Source organism: Rhodococcus sp. UNC23MFCrub1.1, from assembly GCF_000686025.1.
Taxonomy (GTDB): domain Bacteria; phylum Actinomycetota; class Actinomycetes; order Mycobacteriales; family Mycobacteriaceae; genus Rhodococcoides.
Genome location: NZ_JMLQ01000001.1, coordinates 959,948 through 982,993, shown reverse-complemented (window position 1 = coordinate 982,993; position 23,046 = coordinate 959,948). Strand labels below are relative to the sequence as shown.

Annotated in this window: 22 protein-coding genes; 6 read left to right on the top strand and 16 right to left on the bottom strand. The window is 67.2% G+C overall.

Translation table 11 applies throughout. The annotated features are described in order from the left end of the window. Nucleotides 1-9: 9 nt before the first annotated feature. From BR07_RS0104905 to BR07_RS0104885, 5 genes are read right to left on the bottom strand one after another with little or no spacing between them, the layout of a single operon-like run. Nucleotides 10-1,080 (bottom strand): lipocalin-like domain-containing protein, encoded by a 1,071-nt coding sequence (locus tag BR07_RS0104905; protein ID WP_051613027.1) that lies wholly within the window; start codon nucleotides 1,078-1,080, stop codon nucleotides 10-12. Beyond that, nucleotides 1,077-2,558, bottom strand: coding sequence for an aldehyde dehydrogenase family protein (locus BR07_RS0104900; protein WP_027504469.1), 1,482 nt, complete (start codon nucleotides 2,556-2,558; stop codon nucleotides 1,077-1,079). Before BR07_RS0104900 ends, BR07_RS0104905 begins: the two co-directional genes overlap by 4 nt. Then, nucleotides 2,555-3,868: a homogentisate 1,2-dioxygenase gene (gene hmgA / locus BR07_RS0104895; RefSeq protein ID WP_027504468.1), complete on the bottom strand. Its 1,314-nt coding sequence runs from the start codon at nucleotides 3,866-3,868 to the stop codon at nucleotides 2,555-2,557. Before hmgA ends, BR07_RS0104900 begins: the two co-directional genes overlap by 4 nt. After that, entirely contained in the window at nucleotides 3,865-5,109 is a 1,245-nt protein-coding gene (locus BR07_RS0104890) for an oxygenase MpaB family protein (RefSeq protein ID WP_027504467.1), read from the bottom strand. The genes hmgA and BR07_RS0104890 overlap by 4 nt, the downstream gene beginning before the upstream one ends. Then, complete coding sequence (locus BR07_RS0104885) at nucleotides 5,106-6,197, bottom strand: alpha/beta hydrolase (protein WP_051613081.1); 1,092 nt, start codon at nucleotides 6,195-6,197, stop codon at nucleotides 5,106-5,108. The genes BR07_RS0104890 and BR07_RS0104885 overlap by 4 nt, the downstream gene beginning before the upstream one ends. Nucleotides 6,198-6,447: 250 nt before the next feature. Between BR07_RS0104885 and BR07_RS0104880 the strand changes: the two genes are divergently transcribed. Continuing rightward, entirely contained in the window at nucleotides 6,448-6,936 is a 489-nt protein-coding gene (locus BR07_RS0104880) for a hypothetical protein (RefSeq protein ID WP_027504465.1), read from the top strand. Further along, nucleotides 6,933-7,505 (top strand): hypothetical protein, encoded by a 573-nt coding sequence (locus BR07_RS23380; RefSeq protein WP_051613026.1) that lies wholly within the window; start codon nucleotides 6,933-6,935, stop codon nucleotides 7,503-7,505. The genes BR07_RS0104880 and BR07_RS23380 overlap by 4 nt, the downstream gene beginning before the upstream one ends. A 9-nt stretch (nucleotides 7,506-7,514) precedes the next feature. Here BR07_RS23380 and BR07_RS0104870 read toward each other — a convergent pair whose 3' ends face one another. The 8 genes from BR07_RS0104870 to BR07_RS0104835 are packed head-to-tail and all read right to left on the bottom strand — an operon-like array spanning nucleotide 7,515 to nucleotide 15,963. Then, nucleotides 7,515-8,801: an MCE family protein gene (locus tag BR07_RS0104870; protein WP_027504464.1), complete on the bottom strand. Its 1,287-nt coding sequence runs from the start codon at nucleotides 8,799-8,801 to the stop codon at nucleotides 7,515-7,517. Further along, nucleotides 8,798-9,955: an MCE family protein gene (locus tag BR07_RS23375; protein ID WP_051613025.1), complete on the bottom strand. Its 1,158-nt coding sequence runs from the start codon at nucleotides 9,953-9,955 to the stop codon at nucleotides 8,798-8,800. Before BR07_RS23375 ends, BR07_RS0104870 begins: the two co-directional genes overlap by 4 nt. Beyond that, nucleotides 9,952-11,109: an MCE family protein gene (locus BR07_RS23370; protein ID WP_037184080.1), complete on the bottom strand. Its 1,158-nt coding sequence runs from the start codon at nucleotides 11,107-11,109 to the stop codon at nucleotides 9,952-9,954. The genes BR07_RS23375 and BR07_RS23370 overlap by 4 nt, the downstream gene beginning before the upstream one ends. After that, on the bottom strand, nucleotides 11,106-12,161 hold the full coding sequence (locus tag BR07_RS0104855) for an MCE family protein (protein ID WP_051613024.1): 1,056 nt from the start codon (nucleotides 12,159-12,161) through the stop codon (nucleotides 11,106-11,108). The genes BR07_RS23370 and BR07_RS0104855 overlap by 4 nt, the downstream gene beginning before the upstream one ends. Next, complete coding sequence (locus BR07_RS0104850) at nucleotides 12,158-13,141, bottom strand: MCE family protein (RefSeq protein ID WP_269320090.1); 984 nt, start codon at nucleotides 13,139-13,141, stop codon at nucleotides 12,158-12,160. The genes BR07_RS0104855 and BR07_RS0104850 overlap by 4 nt, the downstream gene beginning before the upstream one ends. Before the next feature lie 35 nt (nucleotides 13,142-13,176). Further along, nucleotides 13,177-14,370, bottom strand: a complete 1,194-nt coding sequence (locus BR07_RS0104845; RefSeq protein WP_027504461.1) for an MCE family protein — start codon at nucleotides 14,368-14,370, stop codon at nucleotides 13,177-13,179. A gap of 1 nt (nucleotide 14,371) precedes the next feature. Continuing rightward, entirely contained in the window at nucleotides 14,372-15,211 is an 840-nt protein-coding gene (locus BR07_RS0104840; protein ID WP_197027721.1) for an ABC transporter permease, read from the bottom strand. An 11-nt stretch (nucleotides 15,212-15,222) separates the two neighbouring features. Continuing rightward, nucleotides 15,223-15,963, bottom strand: a complete 741-nt coding sequence (locus BR07_RS0104835) for an MlaE family ABC transporter permease (protein ID WP_373428400.1) — start codon at nucleotides 15,961-15,963, stop codon at nucleotides 15,223-15,225. A gap of 196 nt (nucleotides 15,964-16,159) precedes the next feature. Here BR07_RS0104835 and BR07_RS0104830 point away from each other — a divergent pair, with 196 nt between their 5' ends. From BR07_RS0104830 to BR07_RS0104820, 3 genes are all read left to right on the top strand, one after another. Further along, nucleotides 16,160-16,975, top strand: a complete 816-nt coding sequence (locus BR07_RS0104830) for an esterase/lipase family protein (protein WP_027504458.1) — start codon at nucleotides 16,160-16,162, stop codon at nucleotides 16,973-16,975. A 60-nt stretch (nucleotides 16,976-17,035) separates the two neighbouring features. Then, nucleotides 17,036-17,674 (top strand): TetR/AcrR family transcriptional regulator, encoded by a 639-nt coding sequence (locus tag BR07_RS0104825; protein WP_027504457.1) that lies wholly within the window; start codon nucleotides 17,036-17,038, stop codon nucleotides 17,672-17,674. A 129-nt stretch (nucleotides 17,675-17,803) separates the two neighbouring features. Next, nucleotides 17,804-19,591 (top strand): multicopper oxidase family protein, encoded by a 1,788-nt coding sequence (locus BR07_RS0104820; RefSeq protein ID WP_027504456.1) that lies wholly within the window; start codon nucleotides 17,804-17,806, stop codon nucleotides 19,589-19,591. A gap of 28 nt (nucleotides 19,592-19,619) precedes the next feature. On the opposite strand, the gene BR07_RS0104815 is transcribed toward BR07_RS0104820, so the two are convergent. From BR07_RS0104815 to BR07_RS0104805, 3 genes are read right to left on the bottom strand one after another with little or no spacing between them, the layout of a single operon-like run. Continuing rightward, nucleotides 19,620-20,345, bottom strand: a complete 726-nt coding sequence (locus BR07_RS0104815) for a TetR family transcriptional regulator (protein ID WP_027504455.1) — start codon at nucleotides 20,343-20,345, stop codon at nucleotides 19,620-19,622. A gap of 52 nt (nucleotides 20,346-20,397) precedes the next feature. Then, nucleotides 20,398-21,183, bottom strand: coding sequence for an SDR family NAD(P)-dependent oxidoreductase (locus BR07_RS23365; protein ID WP_037184077.1), 786 nt, complete (start codon nucleotides 21,181-21,183; stop codon nucleotides 20,398-20,400). Further along, nucleotides 21,180-22,172 carry an SDR family oxidoreductase gene (locus BR07_RS0104805; RefSeq protein WP_027504454.1) on the bottom strand — a complete coding sequence of 331 codons (993 nt, stop codon included), beginning with the start codon at nucleotides 22,170-22,172 and terminating at the stop codon, nucleotides 21,180-21,182. Before BR07_RS0104805 ends, BR07_RS23365 begins: the two co-directional genes overlap by 4 nt. A gap of 153 nt (nucleotides 22,173-22,325) precedes the next feature. On the opposite strand from BR07_RS0104805, the gene BR07_RS23360 reads away from it, so the two are divergent. Further along, complete coding sequence (locus BR07_RS23360) at nucleotides 22,326-22,940, top strand: GntR family transcriptional regulator (protein ID WP_051613023.1); 615 nt, start codon at nucleotides 22,326-22,328, stop codon at nucleotides 22,938-22,940. Nucleotides 22,941-23,046 lie beyond the last annotated feature (106 nt).

The following is a 23,046-nucleotide window of genomic DNA, read 5'->3' as shown; positions in this document are numbered from 1 at the left end:
TCGTAGGCGTCAGTTCAGGGCGACGAGCTCGTGAAGTGTTCGGCCCGTTCGAGTTTCGGTGACCCCGTCACGTACGACGGTCATTTCGAACGTCGAGTCGAAGCGGAAGTACCCGGGGTGTCCGACGAGGCTGTAGAGCAACGGGCGGAACATACGATGGCCGGCGATGGGAACCTCGTCCAGCAGGTCGTGGGCGTGCACGACGTTCTGGACGGTCAGCAGGAGGGACACCTGTCCCGGTACCTCGATGCGGAGCCACGCGGGGTACGACCGATTGGCGATCTCGTTGAACACCATCGGCCCCTCGGTGACGTCCGCTTCGCCGGAGCTCAGGACGATCTCGCCCTTGTACGCCAACATCAGTGGGCGACTCTCGTGGGCACCGAGCCGAGCCTGCGTCTTGACCAAGGCATAGAGCAAGGAATAGTCGTCGTCGTACAGTCGGCCCCAGTGCCAGCGGTCGATGACGCGCTTCATGTCGCCCGCGCCCCAGTTGTGGTCCGCGTAGCCGCGCCCGGTGACGGCAGTGGTTCTTCCGGCGATGGTGATGGATCCCTCGACCCGCGCACGCGGCGCGGCGACGACCCAGCCGAAGACGTCGGTGCCTCCGAACAACGTCTCTCCCTCGCCGGGCATCCAGCTCGGAAGTTCGTTGTGGAAGCGGAGATCGAAGGTGACGTCCTCCTCCGACAGGTAGAGGTGATGGATGGGGAGCCCGTCGGCGGGGAACTCCGCCCACGCGTGATTAGGCCCCACGACGACGTCGCAGGCGGCGATCGACGCGGTGGCGTCCTTCTTGGAGTGACGGACGAAAATCTGCCGCCGTGAGCCGTCGGGTGCGTAGATCAAGATCTCCACGCTCGGTTTCGCCACCAGCGCAGGCTCTTCCGGCCGGCGCAGGTTGAGGAACCCGATGATGGTGTGACCGTCGTCGAGGTGGGCGTCGAAGTACCAGTGCTCGAAGCCGGACCGGCTCCCCGGCACGGGATGAGCGGCATTGTGGCGCGGGTGGACGTCGGTCAGTCGCGCGTCGCGGCGGCCGGGGCCGTTCCAGGTCTCGACGATCTCCGGCGCGCTCATGCGGAGAATCCGATGTGGACGGTCTTCTCTTCGGTGTCTCCGTCGAGCCCGGTACGGCCGAGTTCGCGGCCGACCCCGCTCGCACCGCGTCCGCCCCACGGCAGAGCCGGATCCGGCACACCCCACCCGTTCACCCACACGGTGCCCACACGAAGTTGCTCGACGACGGAGTGCACTCGGGAGATGTTCTGCGAGTACACCATCGCATTCAGCCCGTACTGCGTGTCGTTGGCGATCGCGACGGCTTCCTCGGTGGACGAGAAGCTGATGACGGTGGCGACGGGACCGAAGATCTCCTCCCTGGCGATGGTGAGGTCGTTGTGTCCGCGGAAGACGGTGGGCTGCACGAACTGTCCCGGTCCCTCGATCCGCCGCCCACCGGTGATCAGCTCTGCGCCCTCGCTGACACCGGAGTCGATGTATCCCATGATGCGATCGAGCTGACGTCCGTTGACGATGGTGCCCATCGTGCTGGTGTCGTCGAACGGGTCGCCGATCACGGCAGCGTCGGCCGCCGCGACCAGTCCCTCGACGACACGATCGACGACGGACTCGTGTGCGAGGACGCGCGTGCCCGCGGCACACACCTGGCCCTGGTGATAGAAGTTGCCCATCGCGATCCACGGCATCGCCGCGTCGAGGTCGGCGTCCTCGAAGATCAGTTGCGGTGCCTTACCCCCCAGTTCGAGGACGATCTTGCGGAAGGTGCTGCCCGCGACCGCCTGGATCTGCCGGCCGACACGGGGACTGCCGGTGAAGGACACCTTGTCCACACCGGGATGGCCGGCCAAGGCGGCACCGGCGGTCACGCCCAGACCGGTGACCACGTTGAGCACACCCGGCGGTAGACCGGCTTCGGCACACAGATCCGCGAGGTGCAGCGTGGACAGGGACGCGTCCTCCGCGGGCTTGATCACCACCGTGTTCCCTGCAGCGAGTGCGGGTGCCAGCTTCCACGCGGCGATCAACAGCGGGTTGTTCCACGGCGTGATCGCGGCGACGACACCGAGGGGCTGCCGAACGGTGTAGCCGAACCGGCGTTGCGGTCCGAAGTCCGGCAGCATGACGGTGGTTCCGGAGATCTTGTCCGCCCACCCAGCGAAGTGCCGGAACACCGCGGCAGCGGCCGGGATATCGCCGTTCACGGAGTCGCGGAACAACTTGCCCATCTCGACTGCTTCGAGTGCGGCGAGGGTCTCGCAGTCGCGATCGATCAGATCCGCGATCGTGAGAAGGATCCTCGTACGTTCCGGGCCGCTGACGCGCGACCAGTCACCGTCGAACTGCGCACGTGCAGCGCGCACGGCCCGGTCGACGTCGGCCTCGGCGCCGGCAGCGACGGAGGTGACGAGAGCACCCGTGGTCGGATCGATGCTGTCGTAGGTCTGCCCACCGGAGGCAGCCTGCGAGGCGCCGCCGATACGCAGCAGCGGATCGGGCAGGGCGACAGAGGGACGGGTGGGCGTGCTCGCGGTCATGGCTGCTCCGGGTTGCTGGGAGTGAGGGGAGACGTGAAATGGCGCTGCAGTCCGGCCCACGAGGAGTCGTAATCCGGCTGGCGATGCGGCGCGTCGTGGGCGAGTGGGGTGACGAGCAGGGGGAGCCGCGTCTCGAACATGAACGGCAACGATCCTTCGAGCTTCTGCGGTGCCAGGTCGGCCGCGGTGGCGAGGTCGAAGGTCTCCTGGTCCGGTCCGTGCGCACCCCACATGTTGTGCAGACTTGCACCCCCGGGCAGGAAGCCTTCCGCCTTGGAATCGTGTTGCCCCCGGACCAGTCCCATGAACTCGGTCATGACGTTGCGATGGAAGTGCGGGGGCCGGAACGTGTGCTCGGCGACGTTCCAGCGCGGCGGGAAGATGGCGAGATCCACATTCGCCTGTCCCGGCCGTTCGGAGGGCGACGTCAGGAGCGTGAAGATCGACGGGTCGGGGTGATCCCACCCGAGTGTCCCCATGACGTTGAAGTCGGCGGTGTCGTACTTGTACACACCGTGATTGCCGTGCCAGGCCACCACGTCGAGAGGCGAGTGGTCCAGCTCTGTCGAGAAGAGTCGGCCGCCGAACTTCTGGATCTTCTCGACGGGTCGGTCGTCGTCCTCGAATGCTGCGACGGTGTAGTGGAAGTCCCGCGCGTGGGCGAGACCGTTCGCGCCGATGGGTCCGAGTTCGGGGAGGGTGAAGTAGGACCCGTAGTTCTCGCACACATAGCCCGCGGCATCGTCGTCGAGCAGCACGACTCGGAACGTGATGGCCCGTCCGACGACGGCGATCTCGCCGGGAGCGACGTCGACGATTCCGACCTCGGTGTGTATCCGTAGACGGCCGGACTGGGGAACGATCAGCAATTCTCCGTCCAGGTCTGCAACGTAGCGGTCGGTCATCGATCGTGTCGCGTGGTACAGGTGGATCGCGATGCCGTCACGCTGCAGCACATCACCGTTCGCAGCGATGGTCGTGAGGCCGTCGAGAAAGTCGGCCGCATCGAAGGGTCGGGCCACGGGATTCCACCGAAGCCGGTTCACGTCGAGAACTCCGTCACTCAGCGGCGCGGATCGGAGCGTCGGGTGGTCGATGGGGTGATACCGCGGGTGCGCTGCGCTGGGGCGGATCCGGTACGTCCAGGTGCGTCGGTTGACCTCTCGCGGCTCGGTGAACGCCGTCGCGGACAGTTGCTCCGCGTAGAGGCCGTGGGGCGCTCGCTGCGGCGAGTTCTGACCTCGGGGGAGTGCACCGTCGAGGGCTTCGGACTGGTGTTGGTTGCCGAAGCCGGATAGATACTCGGTCATCGTCGCAGTGCTCCGTTCGCGTCGAATTCGGCCTCGCGGCCGTTCATCTGGTCCCGGTACCACCGGAGTCGTTGTGCCACAGCGACCTTCTCGACGACGGGCGCCACTCCGGGTAGGAATCGTCGGGAGAGCTCGATCGCTGTCAGGAGAGGGAAGCGCAGGAGGATGATCAGGACCCACGGGAACGCCCGAGGCATCGTGTAGTCCGACCGTGTCACCGGACTCATGAAGAGAGCGGTGTAAGCGCCGTGAATGCCGTAGTTGTACCGCGCGCGGAGACGCGCGAGGCCTCGCTGCTCGGGGCGCGGTGCGAAGCCTGCGGGGAAGGACTCGATGAGTTCCTTGCCGTGTGGTCCGGCGTCGTAACTGCGGGCGGCCGACACCATCGCCGTCATGCGTAGTGAGTCGGCGATGGTGGTGGGGAAGTTCGACACGGCGACACCCAGCAGGTGGCCCATGTACTTCTGGAAATGGAGCAACGCCCGGATCTCGTCGGCGGTGGTCTGCAGACCCACCAGCCGCAGAGCCAGAGCAGGGACGGTGCTGCCGCCGAGGAGAGTCAGCATCTGGTACCCCTGGCTGATGGGGTAGCCCCACTTCTCGCGATCCCACTCAGGGTGTCCGTCGACCTTGCGACGTACGGCGACGTGCATGACGCGGACCTTCATCGCGGTGGCTCGGCCCTCGGACCCGATGCGGGACAGGGCACCCGGCTCGGAGGTGTCGATCCAGAACTTGCAGGTCTCGAGGAATCGGCGCATCGCGTTGTCGCCGGCGTACCCGCCTGCCAGTGACAGCGGTGTGGCGACGGCGGCCTCGGTGTACATCTCGAGGGTGATGCCGCCGGCAACGGTGAACAGCATCGTGCCCCACCGTCGCCACACCGCGGCCCCGCGCTCGACCAGATCGGTGTCGAGCCAGTCCGGTTCGGTCTCGAACTCGTCGAACAGGATGCGCATGCTCTCGGGAACGTCGGGAAGAGAATCGATCCCGTGAGCGAGTGCACGGTCGAGGAGGGCGCGTGTTCCGGTCGGGTCTGCCGCATACACCTCGTCGACGAAGTTCTCGGCCACTGTGTCGCCGAGAAACAGACTCTCGCAGAACTCCCTCGCGGCGTCATCGCTGGGGAAAGGCGACGACCGGAACACTCGCTCGAACAGTGCTTCGGCGCGTTGGATGCGGGGACTCTGCCGGTTTTCCCAGTAGGTGAACGCGGTAGGAGTGCGCGTGGCGCTGGTCATCTCGATGTCCTCTCCGACAGTGCGTCCGTCAGCCATGCCAGCGCTGCGGTGGTGACTCGGTCGACTCCGTCGGGTTGATCGACCAGGTAGTGGTTCAGGTGGGGCATCTCGACGACCGTCGCGCCGCCGCGAGCTGCGGCCATCGCGCGCGCATCGTCGGCGAAGGCGGCTTGGTCGCCGAGCAGAGGCATGACGAGGGTGGGAACCCTCACGTCGGTCAGGTTGCGCACGGCATCCGCGTTCGTGTGGTCGAGGCTCCACGTGCTGAGCCAGCTGCGGACCGAGACGAAGCGCGCGAGTCCGCCCGCGGCGGAATTGGCCGCGACCGGATTCCCGTACATGCTGCCCGGCAGCCGATCACTCGGATCCAGCGTCATGTCGACGAAGCGCGGATCTGCCACGGTGCGATGGACGACGAAGGCTCGGTCCGACGCCCCGCCCCGAGTGAGATCCTCCAGTTCTCTCCACGCCCACGTGTCGATCCTGCGCATGCGGGAGAGCTGCGCCGCCCGGTACTCCTCGACCCACGTGCGGTCGAGTGGCGTCGTACGTCCAGGTGCGTAGAGGTCGAGGTCGGGGGCGACCGAGGACGGGTCGGACTCGTCCACGACTGCTCCGTCGATCCAGTGGCGCAGGACGCGAGCGCGTCCGGAGTGCGCTCCGACGAGCATGAGGGCATCCGCAGGAACGAGCTCCGCCGACGCGAGATCGACAGTGTCTCCGGCGGGAGTCGTCGTGATCGTCGGAGTCTCGGCCTGCGACTGGTAGAACGCGGACAGCGAACCGCCGCCGCTGAATCCGAGGAGAACGACCTTCTCGAACCCGAGCTCGTCCTTCATCCACCGCACACCGGCGCCCACGTCCAGGGCCGCGCGTTCCATGATCAGTGCCGGCTCGTTGGAGGAGTAGCGGGTGTTGAGACCCATCGTGGGGATGCCGGCGGCGGCGAATCCGCGGAGCAGGAAGTGCGACAGGAAGTCGCTCGACGGGTGCGCCATCAGGATGCCGACGCGTCGATCAGGGTTGCCGCTGGGCGACACCAGATTCGCATGCAGCGTCGGGTAGTGCCGGGAGAGTCCGGAATGCATCTCCACGCGCCCGTCCCGCGCCGGTTCGTACGGTATTCGCTGGAACTCGTCGACTGTCTCCGGCACCTGCCCCCTGCTTTCGATCGGTGAAATCCGGTCGTTCGTGTGGAGCGAACGTACCGTACTACCGGGTATGGAGAAAGCGTTTCGGGCAACGAAATCTGTTCCGCTGTTTCGGAAACAGCATCCGTACTCTGTAGTACGGTCGGACTGAGGGCCGCGCTGGAGGTGGCCCGGGACAGGAGGGGCTGTGCGCACACGAACGCGGGTGATCGTCGGTGTACTCGCTGTCGCCGAGGTGGCCACCTCGGTCACTGTCTCGGCCACGACGTGGACGCGATCTCAGGAGGCTCGGGAGCGCACCACGCTCGAGCAGCAGTACCTGCAGGTCGCACGGCAGGGCGTCCTCGACCTCACGACCATCTCCGCAGACACGGTCGATGCGGACGTCGAGCGGGTGACGTCGGCGTCCACCGGTCGCTTCCGCGACGAGTTCTCCCAGCGCGCTGCGGATTTCGTGTCCGTCGTCCGGGATGCGGACGTCACTGCCACCGGAGCGGTGAGCGAGGCGGGAATCGAGTCGATGACCGATTCCGACGCGCAGGTGCTTGTGGCTGCGACATCGACGGTCACCAATGCCTCGGGAGCCACGGACGAGCCGCGTGTCTGGCGCCTGCGCGTCTCGGTCGCACGCGACGGTGACCGCCTCGCGTTGTCCGACGTGCAGTTCGTGCCGTGAGCGACGACGTGGCGGTCACTCTGGACGCCGACACGGAACCTGAGGATGCGGTCGACGACGGCGCGGCGACCGATCGACGACGGGGCCTGCGCCGGAGGGGTGCGCAGATCTCGATCGTCGTCGGAATCGTTGCGCTGGTTGCTGTCCCGGTCGGGATCGAACTGACGGTCCCGGATCGGGCGGTATCCGATGCCGTCGAGTCGGACGTCGTCCGGGCGGCGACGGAGGGGACCGTCGCCGTCCTGTCCTACCGAGCGGACAGCGTGCAGTCCGACGTCGACGGCGCGAAGGCACGCCTCACCGGCGATTTCCTCACCTACTATTCCGGTTTCGCCGAGCAGTCCGTCGTTCCGGGAGCGATCGAACGCGGACTCACCTCGAGCGCGGTCGTGTCGGGTGCCGCGCTCGTCTCGATGGACGACGCCGAGGCCGTCGCGCTGCTGTTCGTCAACCAGACTGTCACTGCGGCAGACACTCCCGATCCGCGTGCCACCTCGACCAGCCTCCGCGTGGAGATGGCGCAGGTGGACGGTCGCTGGCTCGTCTCCGCGCTGGATCCTGTGCGGTAGGTCGCCGGGTCACTCGTCCGGCAGCATCATCTGTTCCACCGTTGCGGGCGGCGCGTCGGACAGCGTCGACTCGACCCATCGCGACCCGTCATCGGTGATGTAGGACCCGTTGTTCGGGTCGTAGGCACCCTGTCGGCACAACTGCACCGTCGCCGCCCGCCGGCCCGGGAACTCCTGGCACGGCAGGTTGCGTGCGCCGCGGATCGCGCTGGGGTCGTCCGGCGCAATCTTGCAGTACAGGTCGGTCGGCGTCGGCACGGTGTCGACCTCGACGGGTGATCTGCGTTGGTCGGCGGGGAGGAAACCTTCCGTGCACGGCGGCGGGTCGTTGAGTTGTGCGGCGAAGTACGTGTTCTGGCCGGGGTCACCGGCATCGGCATTCGCCTTACCGGTGCCCTGCGTGGCGGCGATGAGTGGGGGATACAGAACCAGGATCTGTTCCAGCGCAGCGTTATAGGTGACGGCTACCTGCTCGACGCTGATCAGGTTCGACAACAACAGGGGGAGTGTGGGGCGCAGGTCCTGGAACAGTCCCGACACCGCAGCGCCCAGGGGTTCACCACCGTCGATGACGGATCGTAGGTTGCCGTCGCGCGTCGACACCTGACCGGTGACGGTGGCCAGCGACGCGGCCCACGACCGGATGGCGTCACTGCTCGCGGCGGTCGCACCGAGCACCGGGTCGAGATCGGTGACGAGGGCCGCGATCGGGTCGATGTTCTCCCGCGTCGCCGTGGTGACGGACCCGAGCGAGTCGAGCAGCTCGCCGAGGGTGTCACCGTCGGCACCCAGCGCGAGGGAGCTGTCGTCGAGAACGCGGCCGAGAGTCACCGGGTCGACGGAGCGGAACGCCGCGTCGAGACGGTCGATGGTCGGGGCAACCGCCGTCGGGATCGTGGTGCGGTCGATCGGGATGACCGACCCGTCCCCGAGGAAGGGGCCGTCGTCCGTGTCGGGCAGGAGATCGATGAACTGTTCGCCGATGGCCGACATGCTGTGCACCTCGGCACGTGTCGACGCAGGAACCGACACGTCCGACGACAGCGAGACGACAGCGGATGCACCGGTGGGAGTGACGCGCAGGGCACTGACCTTGCCGATCTCGCTGCCGCGGTAGGTGACGTTCGCGTTGGTGTAGAGGCCGGCGCCCCCCGCGAGCTCCACAGTCACGCTGTACCGGCCCAGCCCCAGCTCTCGCGGAATGCGTGCGTAATAGACGCCCGTGATCCCTACCGACAGCACTGCCACCACGGCGATGACCGTCAGCTGAACACGGAGTCGGACAGTCGGAGTCATGGTGTGCCGTTCTGTGGCAGAAGGTTCGGGGGCAAGAGGTTCGGGGGCAGTAGCAGGTCGTTCACGGTGGGAAGCGTTGGCGTCGGGGTGGGTGCCATGGCGCCCACGGCTCCTTCGAGCCCGGCGAGCATCCCTTCGAACGGCGTGCCGAGAAGAAGTGCGTTGTCCAACGTGGCCATCCGGAGGTCGAGCGTCACCTCCCCGTTGGCATAGTCGCCGCGCACCGCGTTCTTGTAGACGTCGATGGGGAACGGGTAGGTGAGGAGATAGCGGAACGACTCGGTGAGTGACGAGCCGGAATCCGCGAGGGACTTCAGGACCGGGCCCAGATCGTCCAGGGCCGTGACGAGGTCGTCGCCGGTGTCGTTCACGATGGCCTCCGCCGTCGTACCGAGGCGGCCGAGGGAGTCGAGGGCCGAGACCAGATCCCCCCGGCGATCCGACAACACGGTCAGAGCCGGAGCCAGCGCGGTGACCGCATCGCCCAGGACCGCGTCGTTCGCGGCGACCGTCTCGGCGAATCGGTCCAGATCCACGATGGCGTTCTGGATGTCGCTCTTCTGATCGTCGAGTCCGACGAGCAGTGTCTCCAGACCCGCCAGGACCGAGCGCAGCGACTCCTCGTTGCCGTCCAGTGCCGCGTCCACCTCGGTCGTGATGTCGTTGATGCGCGCGAGCCCACCCCCGTTCAGTACCAGGGACAACGACGACAACGTCTGCTCTGTCGTGGGGTACGCGCCCGCCCGGTCGAGGGGGATCACATCGCCATCGGCGAGTCGACCCTGGGCGCCTCCCGTTGTCGGAGCGGCCAATTCGATGTGGGTCGATCCGAGGAGGCTCGTCTGCCCCACCGATGCGACGGCATCGGCAGGGAGTGCAGTACTGCCGTCGAGACGCACGGTCACCTCGGCGTGCCCGTCGACGAGCGCCAGATCGGCCACACGTCCGACGGTGACGTCGCCGACGAGGACTCGCGCGTTGCGTTCGATCGTGGACACGTCGGGCATTTCGATGACCACCTCGAACGATCCGGGACCGTCGCCCGCCGTGCCCGGAAGCGGAAGGGAGTTCAGGCCCTGCCACCCGCACGCCGACAGCAGTGCCGACGAGCACAGAACGAGTGCCACCGACGACGAGGTCCTCCGTGTCGTCATCGCCCGCCCTCGCTGTCGACGATCTGGCCCGGCAGAGCGCCGACACCCTTGATGGGGTTCGCCTGCAGGGGCAGGTAGTCGAAGGCAAGAGTCTTCAACAGTGGACCCAGGTACCGGACACAGGATTCCGCACCTTCCTGCGCGCCCACCTGCTCGGCGGCGGCGATGGCCGAACAGACGAAATCCATCGGATTCGCGAAGTTGTTCGGCGCCAACGACGACACGATCGCGTTGTGCGCCGGCTGGTAGATGTTGTTCAGATTCGACAGCGCCGTGGGCGCGACGTGCAGGATCTGCGCGATACCGTCCCGCTGGGACGCCAGCTCGGCCGTGAGCTCCTCCAGGCTGCCCAGCGTGGTCGCGACGCCCGTCCTGTTCTCGCGCACGAAGCGCTCCACATCCGACACCGCGCCATCCAGTGATGCCAGGGCGCTGCCGATGTCGTCCTGATCGTCGGCGAGCACGGAGGTGACCGAGGCCATGATCTCGTTGAACGTCACGATCTGCTGATCACTCGCTGCGAGCGCCGACACGAAGACCTGGAGGTTGCGCACGAGGGAGTACAGATCGGTTCTGCCGTCCGAGAGCGTGCGCATCGCGTCGGACAGCTGGGTGAGCGTGGTGCGGATGTCCTGTCCCCGCCCGCCGATGTTGGCGTCCACCGCATCGACCAGCGCTCCGAGGGGCCTGGATGCATCGTCCGAGCCGAGTTCGGTGAGGCCCTGCGGCGCAAGAGTTTCGGATACACGGGCGAGTTGCTCGGTGATGCGGTCCCACTCGACGGGCACGGCGGTCCGGTCGAGCGGGATGGTGTCGGCGGATCGGAGGGTGTCGCCGCCGTCGTAAGCGGGAGCGAGTTGGACGAAGCGCGACGCGACCACACTCTGCGAGACGATGACCGCCTTCGCGTCGGCCGGAAGGGGATACGACGAGTCGTAGCGCAGTCCCACCTCCGCGTGGTCGCCGCGAGGCTCGATCGAGGTCACCGAGCCGATGGTCACTCCCATGAGGCGCACGTCGTCACCGACGTACAGACCGGTGGTGTTCGCGAACTCCGCCGTCACCGCAACCGAGGTGAATCGCGGCACGATCGCGTACGACGCGGTCGCAGCGACGACGAGGAACAGCACGACGCCGAGGAGCCTCGCCTTCATCGCGGTGCCCCGTTGAGAGCCGTCAGCGGATTAACGGACGTGGAATCGGCCGGAGCCGGGCCCAGTCCGAGGGCTGCGCGGATGAACGGGCTGATGACCTGGCCGGGGATCAGGTTCTGGATGTACGAGTTGAAGAACGGTCCGCTGGATACCGCCTCGCCGAGTTGCGTCACGTACGGCCCCAGGTTTTCGATCGCGGCGGAGATGTCCGCCTTGTTGTCGGTCAGGACGGTGAGGACGGAGTCGAGCGAGGCCAGTGTCGGTGCGAGCTCGGCCTGGTTGTCGGCCACCAGTCCGCGCAGTTGGTCCGCCAATCGGGTCACGGTGCCGAACAGTGTGTCCACGGCGCCGCGTCGCCGGTCGAGTTCGGCGAGGACCGTGGCCGCATCGACGATGAGCGTGTCGACCTGCGCACTGCGGTCTGCAAGGACGCCGGTGACCTCCTCGGCCGACGCCAGCAGGTCACGCAAGCTCTCGTCCCGCGACGCGACCGTCGCGGACAAACGACCCACCCCGTCGATGGCGCGGCCCAGGTCGTCCGGTGTGCGGCCGAGCATCTCGGTGGTGGCGGCGAGTGAGTCGGTGAGCTGCTCGGTGTCGATACCGGCCGCGTCGTCGGTGAGGTCCCCCAGGGCGTCCGTGAGCTGATACGGGCTGGTGGTGCGGTCGAGTCCGACGGGTTCCGTCGTCGACAGGCGGCCGGCACCACGCGGATCCATCCGGAGGTTCTTGGTGCCGAGGACGGTCTCGGTGGCGATGGCGAGACGGGTGTCGTTGCCGGGCAGTACCTTTCCCTCGATCGAGAACGTCACCAGGACGGCCTGTCCCGCGACCGCGATGTCGGTGACCGTCCCTACCCGCACTCCCGCGACCTCCACGGCGGCGCCTGTCTCGAGTCCTCCGGTGTCGAGGAACAATCCGCTGTACGACGTTCCGGCGGAGACGATCGGCAGTGCGGCCGCGTTCATCGCTGCTGCTGCAGCGATCACCACGAGGAAGGTGCCGACGATGCCGGTGCGGACGGTGTCGACCGTGCGAAAGCGTTCCATCATGCTGGGGCACACCTTCCCGTGTTCTGACCGATGAGCGGTGTCGTCAGGCCCTGCCCGTCGGGCGTGTCGATCTTCAACCTGATGCCGCACAGGTAGTAGTTGAAGAAGTTCCCGTACGCGCCGAGGCGGCTGAGGGAGGCGTACGTGTCCGGCAGGCGAGTGGTGATGCTCGCGATGGTGTCCTTGCCGGCATCGAGTTGTGCTGCCGTGCGCTGCAACTGGTCGATGGTGGTGTCCAACGGGGGACGGGCGTCGACGAGCAGATCGCCGATCGTGGCGGCCGAACTGTCGATGCTCGTCAGTGCCTCACCCCAGGTCCGGGTGTCGGCAGCGAGGCCGGACACCAGCGTCCGAGCACTGTCTATCGCGAGGGACACGTCGTCCTGGCGCCCTGCGAGTGTCGCCAGGGTGGTCCGCAGATTCGTGATCAGCTGTCCGATCACCTCGTCACGGTCTGCCAACGACGACGTCAGGCTCGCGAGCCGCGCCAGCACCGAGGCGACGGTGCCGCCCTGCCCCTGCAAGACGTCGACGAGTTCGCCGGTCACTCTGTTCACGGTGCTGGGGTCGAGGCCGGAGAACAAGGGTTGGAATCCGCCCAGGAGTCGGTCGAGATCCAGTGCAGGAGAGGTCCGGTCGACCGGGATGGTGACGCCGGCAGCGAGAGGCGCGGCGTCACCGGCAGTGTCGGCCAATTCGAGGTAACGATCGCCGACCAGGTTCTGGTAGCGGATCGTGGCCGTGGTGGACTCGGTCACGGTGTACGCATCGGTCACGTCGAACTCCACCACGGCGTGGTCGTTGTCGACGATGTCCACCGTGCCCACCGATCCGACCTCCACACCCGCCACTCGGACGAATTCACCACTGCGCAAGCCGGACGCGCTGGTGAAGAGCGCCCGGTGGGTGGTGGTCGAGTCGAAGCGGACCTGGCCGAAGACGACCACCAGAGCGGCGAGCACCAGGGTCATGGTGACCACGAAGCTCGTGAGCCGAACAAGGGTGCCCCGGTGACTCATCGAGTCGTGCTCGGTGCTGCGAGACCGCCGGGGAGGAAGTCGATGATGGACGTCGGGTCCAGGACGGGGGCGGTCGTACCGGCGCGGAAGGGGTTCGAGCCGGTGTCGGCGCGGACGTAGGGAGCCGGAATGTCGCCGTCGGACAGCAGCGGCAGCGCACCGCACCGGGGCCCGCCGGTGGCAGCGACCTTCGGTAGGTCGGTGGCGTACTCGTACGCCGGCACCCCGAACAGCACGGTGCTGTTCAGCAACATCGTGCGGCCGTTGCCGCCGGAGACCTTCTCCGCAGCCTTCCGTGCGATGTCGGCGCCCTGAAGGAAGCACGTGAACTCGGGGGAGTACTCCCGCAGCAACCCGGTCGTCGGGACCAGATCGGCCACCGTGGCGGTCACTCCGTCGGCGTTCTCCGCGAGAACGGTGCGAGCGTCGGTCGCCGCTCCCGTCAGCGACGTCAGGGCGGGGCCCAGCACATCAGTGCTGTCGGTGACCGTGCGCGCGGTGGTGGTCAGCGAGGCCAGAGTGCTGACCAGATCCGGTGCGCTGTCGCCGAGCGCGCCGGACGCGACTGCTGCGGAACGGAGATCGCGTCGGAGCGTGGGGACGAGCGGACTGACCGCCCCGAGCGCGGTGTCCAGGTCCTCGATCGTCGCGTCCAACGCGCGGCCCCGGCCGTTCAGGGCGGTGGAGAGCGCCCCCAGGGTGGTGTTCAGCTTCTCGGGTTGCGACGCGACGAGAACGGACGTCAGCGATTCGAACACGGAGTTCACCTCCACGGTGACGGAGGAGGCGGCGATGACGGCGCCGTCGGCGATGGATACGGCGGACGGTGACGGGGGAGCGGTGAGAGTGACCATCTTCGATCCAAAGATGGTGGTGGCGGCGATGGTTGCCCCGACATCGGAGGGCACCGAACCCGCGATGTCGCCGCGGAGGCGGAGGTCGATCACGGCGCCGCGGGTCGACGGGCGGACCTGCGAGACGGTGCCGATCTCGACACCGTTCATCTTGACCAGGGCGCCCCGCTGCATCACCAGCCCGGCGCGATCGGACTGCACCGACACCGAGACCGATGGCGCGATCGCGTCGGTGACGGTGCCCCGATAGGCGAGGTAGGCCGCCGCGACGACTCCGATGATCAGCAGAATCGAGAGGAGCGCAGCACCTTTGAGGCGGGCGGAGGGTCGTGTCATGTCACCCTGCCAGATGCACGGATCGTGCGCTGCCGTACAGCGCGAGCGAGATCAGCAGCGTGACGCTGACGACCGTGATGAGGGACAGGCGCACGGCGCGTCCGGTGGCCGTGCCGACGCCGGCGGGACCTCCGGAGGCGGTGTAGCCGTAGTAGGTGTGGATCACCATGACCGCGACAGCCATGACGATGACCTGGACGAACGACCACAGAACGTCGGTCGGGACGAGGAACGTGGAGAAGTAGTGGTCGTAGACCCCGCCGGACTGGCCCAGCACCACGACTGTCGCGACCCGGCTCGCGAGGAACGACGTGATCAGTGACAACGCGTAGAGCGGAACCACGGCGACGATGCCCGCGACGATGCGGGTGCCGACGAGGTAGGGCAGCGACTTGATCGCCATGACCTCGAGCGCGTCGATCTCCTCGCTGATCCGCATGGCGCCGAGCGCTGCCGTGGTCCCGGCGCCGATGGTCGCGGTAAGGCCCACTCCCGCGGTGACCGGTGCGACCACCCGGACGTTGACGTAGGCGGCGAGGAACCCGGTCAACGCGTCGACCCCGATGCTTCCGAGCGAGTCGAATCCCTGCACCGCGACGGTGGCACCGGCGAACAGCGTGAGGAAGCCGAGGATGACGATGCTGCCACCGATCGCGGCGAGAACCCCGGTGCCGAGGGAGATCTCGGCGATGACGCGCATGGTTTCCCCGCGGTACGACCGGACGGCTCGTCCGGTGGACGCGAGTGCACGCGTGAAGAAGATCGCGCGTTCGCCGAGTACATCGACCGCTCCGGAGGCAGCGTTCGTCCGGCGTCGCATCGCAGCGGCGACGTCGCTCATCTCGATCACCATCAGCGGCCGCTCACGGCGAGGCCCACGGAGGTGAGGACCAGGTTGGCCAGGAACAGGGCGACGAACGAGAACACCACGGTCTCGTTGACCGCCTCCCCGACGCTCTTGGGCCCACCCCGCACGGACAGTCCGCGGTAGCAGGCGACCAGCGCGGCGAGGAGACCGAACAGTGCTGCCTTCACCTCGGAGAGCAGCAGTTCCGGAAGTCCCACCAGCAGCGTGACTCCGGCGGCATAGGCACCCGGTGTGACGTCCTGGAGGTAGACGGAGAAGAAGAACCCTCCCACCAGTCCGATCGTGCACACGGCGCCGTTCAGGAGGGCTGCGACAAGAGTGCAGGCGAGGACTCGGGGCAGGACGAGGCGGTGCACCGGATCGATACCCAGCACCTCCATGGCGTCCACCTCCTCGCGGATGGTGCGCGATCCGAGATCTGCGGCGATCGCAGTGGCGGCAGCGCCGGCCACGACGAGCACGGTGACCAGCGGCCCGATCTGGGTGACGGCGCCCAGACCTGCGCCCGCACCGCTCAGATCGGAGGCACCGATCTCGATGAGCAACGAGTTCAGAGTGAAGACGACCAGCACCGTGAAGGGGACCGACATCAGGATCGTCGGCAGCAGGGAGACCCGGGCGATGAACCAGCTCTGATCGACGAACTCCCGCCACTGGAACGGCCGCTTCGCCAGTGCTCGGCCGGTGTCGAGTGCCAGGGAGTAGAACTCGCCCAGAGACGACACCGCTCCGCGTGCCGCGGACGAGACTGCTCGCGAGGTGGAGGCGCTCACCGTCCTACCAGACAGGGTCGTGTCCGTTCGTGGTTCATACGACCTGCCCTTCCGGCGATCATCGTCACCGCGTCTGTGACTCAGACCACCATACCGCACTGTATGGTGTGTTCGAACGTTTTCGACGATTCGGCCTCGGGAGTCATGAATGTCGTTGTGCAGCAAGCTGATATCCGTCGTGCTCATCGCGGTCGGAGTCCAGGCGTGTGTCGTGGCTCCGTCCATGGCCGGCCCGACTGATTCCTGCGGCGACACTGTTCTCCTGGTGCACGATCTGGGTGCCTCCGCGGCGGAGTGGGACAGGTGGACCGACGATCTGACGACTCGGGGGTGGTGCCCGGTTGCGCTGACCTACGGCGAATCGGCTCTCACGGAGGCGCTCCGGCCGGTCGCCACGGTCGCCGGGCTGGCTGCACTCGAGGACTCTGCGTCGCAGGTGCGGTCGGCGATCGACGGGATCCTGTCCCGCACCGGGGAGTCGCGGATCCGCGTCGTGGCACGCGGCGCGGGAGCGCTGGCCGTGCAGTACGCACTGGCCCACCCCGTGAACGACGGACCTACCCCGGTGTCCACATTGCTCACGATCGGGCCTCTCTGGCGCGGAACGAACCTCGCCGGGGCCGGCACGATCGCCGCGTTCAACCGCGGTATCGGAATTTACGACGAATTGGCCCGTCTGGAGAAGCCCCTGGTGGGTCCGTGGTGCGGGGCGTGCGGCCAGATCGTCGCGGGGTCGTCGTTTCTCACGACTCCGCCCGTCGACGTACCGGTCGCTGGGGTGCGGTACGTCGACCTCGTCACGGCGACCGACGGACTCGTGACCGATCCGTTCACGAGTGCGATGCCGGGCGGCGAGGCGGTCGTCGTGCAGTCCGTCGATCCGACGAGCACGGTCGACCACGCCGGGCTCTCGGGCGACGAGCAGGTCCGGCGACTCGCGCTGGACGCCCTCGGTCGGGTCTGACCCGGCGAGGTGATCGTACGATCGACGGATCAGCCGAGCATCACGACACGAAGGAGAGCGATGGCACCCGAAGCCGCGTCCGGCGATGCCCGCACCCGGAGTGGCGCCCCCGCGCGTCGACGGCGTGGCAGTGAGAAGAAGTCGGCGCCCGCGCCACGGGCTCCGCGGCTCACCGTCGACGACTGGATCGACGCCGCCTTCGCACTGCTGGTGAGCGAGGGCGTGTCGGAAGTGAAGATCACGACGCTGTGCGAGCGGCTGAAGGTGACCAAGGGCAGCTTCTACTGGCACTTCGCCGACATCGACGAGCTGATGACCGCCATCGCCGACAAGTGGTGCGACGAGCAGAACGACACGCTTCGCGGACTGGCTCAGGTGGACACCGTACCCGTGGACGCGAGACTGCAGGTGATGGCGGAACTGCTTCTGCAGGAACGTACCTGGGCTGTCGAGGCGGCGGTGCGGGACTGGGCTCGGACCTACGACAAGATCGCCGTGGTCGTCCGCGAGCTCGATCAGCGCATCTTCGACGTCGTCCAGAACTCGATGCGCGAACTGGGGTTCGACGAGGCCGAGGCACGGTTGCGAGCAGGCTTCCTCGTGTACGCGGGAATCGGTTTCGTGCATGCCCGCGACAACCTTCCCACGCCCACCCCGGACGAGGTGCGGGCGATGTTCGCCCTGCTGACCGCGCGGTAGTTGCCCGTCACTCCGCCGAAACGGGCCTGACACACCATACGGTGCGGTACGGTCAGCCCCGGCGCACTCGCGCCGCGGGCATGGGGGTGCGAAGTGGCAGAGGAGTTCTCGGTCGGTCGTGACGGTGCGATGGCGCGCCGGCGGTTCCTGCGCAATCTGGGCTTGGCGGTGGCAGTGGGTGCGACGGGGGGTGTTGCCACCCGCGCTCAGGCTCAGCCGACCCTCTCGAGTCCGCTGCTGTTCCACTCGCCGGCACTGACGCCGTACATCGACGAGGTCGCTCCGCTGCCCACCGTGCGCGGGGCCGACCACGTCGTCCGAACCGTGTCCACGATGCATCGATATCACTCGGGAGTGTCTGCGGCGCCCGCGATGGCGTACGAGGTGGACGGGGTGGCGACCACGGTGCTCGGCCCCACCCTCGAAGCGGTGTCCGGTCAACGGATGTCGCTCACCCTCACCAACGACCTCGGCCCGCATCCGTTCGCGCGCGATCTCGACACGAGTCTCCACGGAGTCTCGCCTCTCTTCCGGACCAGTCCGCCGACGGTGCTGCATCTGCACGGCGGGCTGACCCCGCCGGACAGCGACGGGCACGCCGAGCAACTCGTGCATTACGGTCGCACCCTGCGCTACGAGTTCCCGTTCCGCCAGGAGGCGGCGCACTTCTGGTACCACGACCACGCCATGGGAATCACCCGCGCGAACGTGTACGGCGGGCTCGCCGGGAACGTTCTGCTTCGCGACCGCTTCGACACCGGCGAAGCGGGCAATCCGCTGGGTCTGCCCGCATGTGAGTTCGAGATGCCGCTCGTACTGCAGGAGAAGATCCTGAATCCTGATGGCAGAGCGAGTCTGCGATCCACCCCCGTGGTGCCCGAAGGATCCTGGGAAGGCGGGGCCGTCGGCGATCTCGGAGTGGTGAACGGTGCTGTGTGGCCGCGTGTCCCGGTCGCTCGCGGGGTGTATCGCTTTCGTATGATCAACGCCGGCTCGTACAGCGTCTGGAATCTCTACCTCGATCACGAGATCCCGTTTCTGGTCATCGGTAACGACGGCGGACTGCTCGATGCCCCGGTCGAGACTCGACACCTCCGGATCGCCCCGGGGGAGCGCTACGACGTGCTCGTGGACTTCGGGGCAGTCGAACCCGGCACGGCGGTGCGGCTGCTCAACGACGAGGCACCACCGTTCCAGGCTGCGCAACTAGGCGCCGTCGCCATGACGCACTTCTGCCGCTTCGACGTCACCGCGGCTCGCGGCCACACGGGCGCGATCCCGAACCGTCTGCGCGACGGTGGATCACGACCGGAACCACTACCGCCGATCGCAACTCCCGACCGCCACCGTGTCGTCACCGTCAGTCAGCCGTACGCGCTACGGCTTCCGCCGGCGTACATGGCTCTCAACAACCTCCGCTACACCGACGGGGACATCGAATCTCCCCGCGCCGGGACCACCGAGCGGTGGGACATCGTGAACGTCACGGCGGATCCGCATCCGATCCATCTGCACCTGGTGCACTTCCGCATTCTCGAGCGCGTCCCGCTACGCACCGTCGAGCTTCAACTCGCTCATCCGCAACCCGCCGTCGGCACGAAGTGGACGCCGTCACCGGAACCCTTCCTCGCCGGTCCGGGACTCCCTCCGGCGCCGTGGGAGAGCGGGTGGAAGGACACGGTGCGACTCGATCCGGGCACCGTGACTCGCATCGTCGTGCGATTCCCCACCGCCGAGGAACTCGACTTCGATCCCGACGCCGTGTTTTCCCGGCCGCCCGAACCGGGTGCCCTGGCGTCCTACGACCATGCAGTTCACAGCGCACCGGCCGGGGATCTGCAGGGCTACATGTGGCACTGCCACATCCTCGACCACGAGGATCACGAGATGATGCTGCGGTACCGCGTGATCGGGTGAGGTGCGGGGTGCCTCGACGCTGCGAATCTCACGTTCGACGGGGGCCGGGTATCAGCAGGGGAACGCGGTCCACCAGGTCGAGTGCGACATCGGGAGAGGCGCCGTCGAACACGGCGGTGTGGATCCCGCGCATGGCGCCGGTCACGAGTTGCGCTGCCGCGGCCACGTCGGTGTGGCGTTCGATCTGACCGGCATCGGCCGCTCTGTGTAGCAGTTGTTCGATCGCGACGACGAAGTCGGTGTGCCACCCCTCGGCGGTTCCTTCGCTGCGGGGAACACCGATGTTGCGGAACAGCACGTGGGTCGCTGGAGTGTCGTAGATGGTGGCCGCGGCGATGTGCAGGAACGATCGCAGCTGTCCCAGAGGATCGTCCGGCCACGTCGCCTGCTCGGAACGCGTTGCCATGCGGTCGATCAGCGTGGTGGCGGCATCGTTGACGGCTGCGTGGAACAGGTCGCGTTTGGTGGGGAAGTGGTGGAATGCGGTCCGGGCCGCGAGTCCGCAGTGCTGCGCCACGGCCTCCACGGTGATGTCGCCGTAGTCGGAGTGTTCGAGCAGCGTCTGGGTGGCGTGGACGAGCCGAGTTGGCGCCGGCCCCGGGTCGTCCGCCGTGTCGGACGCGGCCCACCGATAGAGAGTGGTCGGGTGGACACCCAGATCAGATGCGACGGCGGTGGGACTCTCTGTTCCCTCGAAGGCACGCTCCACAGCGGCGCGACGGTCGGCCGCAGTGAACTTCGAGGCCCTGGCCATGATCGTGACACTACAGTCCGTGTCGGCCGAGCGGGGACGGCAACTCGGGAGATCAGCGCAGTAGCCGCGCCACCGCCGGAAGCAGTACCCGAGGTGGCGTCAGCGCTGCCGTGGCGGCCGCGATGGTGTTCCTCCGTCCTGAGATGACGTGTGGACGTGAGGTTCTGGCGTCGAGGGCGCGCATCGCGGTGGCGACGACCTCGGCGGGTGACTGGTACGAGCCGGTCGTCGCGGCGGACTCGCCGATGACATCGAAGAACTCGGTGCGCGTCGGACCCGGGGCGAGTGCGAACACTCGGACACCGTGGCGCCTGGACTCGTACCACAGCGACTGCGTGAAGCTCAGGACGAACGCCTTGGCTGCGGCGTAGACGGCGAGGGTGGGAACGGGTTGGAACGCCGTCGTGCTGGCGACGTTGACGACGGATCCGGTGCCGCGGGAGATCATGTCGGGGAGGAAGGCAGAGCAGATGTCCACCACTGCAGCGACATCGACCGCCAGGAGCCGCGCGAGGTCGTCGGCATCGTTGTCGACGAACGGGCCCTGTACAGCGAAGCCGGCATTGTTGACGACGAGGTCCAGTTTCTCGGGAACCAGGGTCCGGAGTCGACGTCCGGCTGCGGGTTCCGACAGATCATGGGAGACCGTACGGCAGTGGATGCCGTGTGCACGTTCGAGTTCGGCTGCGAGAGCGGTCAACCGGTCCTCCCGTCGTGCCACCAACACCAGGTCGGAGCCGCGCGCGGCCAGGGCTCGGGCGAACTCGGCCCCGATGCCGGAACTCGCCCCGGTCACCATGGACCGCGCCGGTCGGAATGGATCCTGCGAGCGACTCATCCTCGGGAGTCCTTCGACCGATGCCCACGCTCGGAGGCGGACCGGCGGGCGAACTCCTCGTAGGAGGTGGGTTCGCGTCCGAGCAGTGCGGGAAGCACGGTCAGATCACCGGCGGGAAGTCCGTGCCGGTCGTAATGCGACATCATCGTGCGGTACGCCTCGCGCGCATCGTGCGGCCAGTCGTTCATGCCGCGGGGATTGGCGGCCGCGCCGATTCCCCGCACGAGGTGGCTCGCGGAGTGCATTCCGGTCGCCCGGACGGCCTCGACGAGGATCGGTCCCAGCGCGGGCAGGGCGGCCGTCCTGTGTCTGAGCGATGACGGCGGGATGCGGAGAGCAGTCACGCGATGGCCCAACACCGTCGACCAGATCGCCGCCATCTGGTGGCGAGTCAGTTCGACGGTGGACAGGTCGTAGGTACGCCCGGTGTGTGGGTCCGGATCGAGTGCGATGGTGGCGGCCACCTCGGCGACATCGGCGAGGTCGACCACTCCCATGACGCTGTCCGGTGAGACCGGGTACGGCATGACGCCCGCGTGCAGAAGGTCCCACACCTCGAGGTAGTTCTGCATGTAGTGCGACGGTCTCAGGACGGTGGTGGGGATCGCGCTGTCGAGCAGCATCCCCTCCGCGATGTCCTTCTGCCGATGATGGGTCAGCTGGTGCAGTTCGGGGTGGATCACCGAGTGGAACACGATGTGCTGCAGACCATGTGATGGTCCTGAAGCGATGAGGTGATCGATGACGGGTCGCTCGTCGATGATCTGCGTCGGAGCCGCGTGGTACAGGACGGTCGTGCCGGCGAGGGCCGTGTCGAGTGTCTGCGGGGCTCTCAGATCGCCCACGACGACCTCGGTGGCCCCGTCCCGCCGAGTCGTACGGGCCTGGTCGTCGTTCTTCACCACCGCTCGTATCGGAACACCTCGTGATGCCAGCTGTCGGACGAGCAGCCGTCCGACACCGCCTGCGGCACTGGTCACCGTGATCATGGAATCCCCTCCGGTCTCCGCACCCGGCCCGCCCCGATGCTCATGCGAATATTGCATTACGAATGCAAATAACGCAAGGCTGACAAGGCGTGATCGGCGGACGGGTCGTCACGATCCCGGCATCGAGAGGACCGGCCGACTAGACTTCTTCCCGTGGACGCGGGTCGAGAGAACGACAGGTCACCCGGCGACACCATCGCGGCACACTTGCGGGAGGAGATCCTCTCGGGTCGTCGTGTCGGCGGGGAGAGGCTCGTCGAGGAGACCATCGCCAAGGGTTTCGGTGTGTCTCGCGTGCCGGTTCGAGAGGCTCTGGCGCAGTTGGAAGCCGAAGGTTTCGTCACCACTGTGCGGTATCGCGGTGCGACGGTGTCGACCACTCTCCACAAGGACAATCGAGAGCTGCTCGAAGTTCGGCACGGGCTCGAGGTTCTCGCCGCCCAGCTCGCTGCTCGTAACCGGGGTGGTTCGGTGGCGGACGAGCTGGCGCGTGTCGTCGAACGGGCGCGCGACTGCGGCGGGGGATCACCCGCGGGCCGGAGCGGCGCCCGGTCGTTCCACGACCTCATCGCCATCGCCTCGGGCAACGACCAGCTCAGGGAGATGCTGGCGGGTGTCAATCGACGCGTGGAGTGGGGTCTCGGTGACGATCCCGATGCCACCGTTCACGACCATGCGGCACTCGCCTCGGCCATCCTCGGTGGCGCGCCCGTCCAGGCGGGGTTCCTCATGGACGAGCATCTCCGGCGGGACGAAGCCGACACCTGAGTAGTCGGTCCGTCACTTCGTATACTATCTGAGGTGTATATCAGGGGATTAACACATCCGTAGCGCCGAGCAACGGGAATGACACATGGTTTGTATACAAATTAGG

Excerpts from the sequence above, each read along its gene's own strand:
- BR07_RS0104905 (WP_051613027.1), bottom strand. The coding sequence starts at position 1,080 with ATGAGCGCGCCGGAGATCGTCGAGACCTGGAACGGCCCCGGCCGCCGC.
- BR07_RS0104900 (WP_027504469.1), bottom strand. The coding sequence starts at position 2,558 with ATGACCGCGAGCACGCCCACCCGTCCCTCTGTCGCCCTGCCCGATCCG.
- hmgA (WP_027504468.1), bottom strand. The coding sequence starts at position 3,868 with ATGACCGAGTATCTATCCGGCTTCGGCAACCAACACCAGTCCGAAGCC.
- BR07_RS0104890 (WP_027504467.1), bottom strand. The coding sequence starts at position 5,109 with ATGACCAGCGCCACGCGCACTCCTACCGCGTTCACCTACTGGGAAAAC.
- BR07_RS0104885 (WP_051613081.1), bottom strand. The coding sequence starts at position 6,197 with ATGCATTCCGGACTCTCCCGGCACTACCCGACGCTGCATGCGAATCTG.
- BR07_RS0104870 (WP_027504464.1), bottom strand. The coding sequence starts at position 8,801 with ATGACTCCGACTGTCCGACTCCGTGTTCAGCTGACGGTCATCGCCGTG.
- BR07_RS23375 (WP_051613025.1), bottom strand. The coding sequence starts at position 9,955 with ATGACGACACGGAGGACCTCGTCGTCGGTGGCACTCGTTCTGTGCTCG.
- BR07_RS23370 (WP_037184080.1), bottom strand. The coding sequence starts at position 11,109 with ATGAAGGCGAGGCTCCTCGGCGTCGTGCTGTTCCTCGTCGTCGCTGCG.
- BR07_RS0104855 (WP_051613024.1), bottom strand. The coding sequence starts at position 12,161 with ATGATGGAACGCTTTCGCACGGTCGACACCGTCCGCACCGGCATCGTC.
- BR07_RS0104845 (WP_027504461.1), bottom strand. The coding sequence starts at position 14,370 with ATGACACGACCCTCCGCCCGCCTCAAAGGTGCTGCGCTCCTCTCGATT.
- BR07_RS0104840 (WP_197027721.1), bottom strand. The coding sequence starts at position 15,211 with ATGAGCGACGTCGCCGCTGCGATGCGACGCCGGACGAACGCTGCCTCC.
- BR07_RS0104830 (WP_027504458.1), top strand. The coding sequence starts at position 16,160 with ATGTCGTTGTGCAGCAAGCTGATATCCGTCGTGCTCATCGCGGTCGGA.
- BR07_RS0104825 (WP_027504457.1), top strand. The coding sequence starts at position 17,036 with ATGGCACCCGAAGCCGCGTCCGGCGATGCCCGCACCCGGAGTGGCGCC.
- BR07_RS0104820 (WP_027504456.1), top strand. The coding sequence starts at position 17,804 with ATGGCGCGCCGGCGGTTCCTGCGCAATCTGGGCTTGGCGGTGGCAGTG.
- BR07_RS0104815 (WP_027504455.1), bottom strand. The coding sequence starts at position 20,345 with ATGGCCAGGGCCTCGAAGTTCACTGCGGCCGACCGTCGCGCCGCTGTG.
- BR07_RS23365 (WP_037184077.1), bottom strand. The coding sequence starts at position 21,183 with ATGAGTCGCTCGCAGGATCCATTCCGACCGGCGCGGTCCATGGTGACC.
- BR07_RS0104805 (WP_027504454.1), bottom strand. The coding sequence starts at position 22,172 with ATGATCACGGTGACCAGTGCCGCAGGCGGTGTCGGACGGCTGCTCGTC.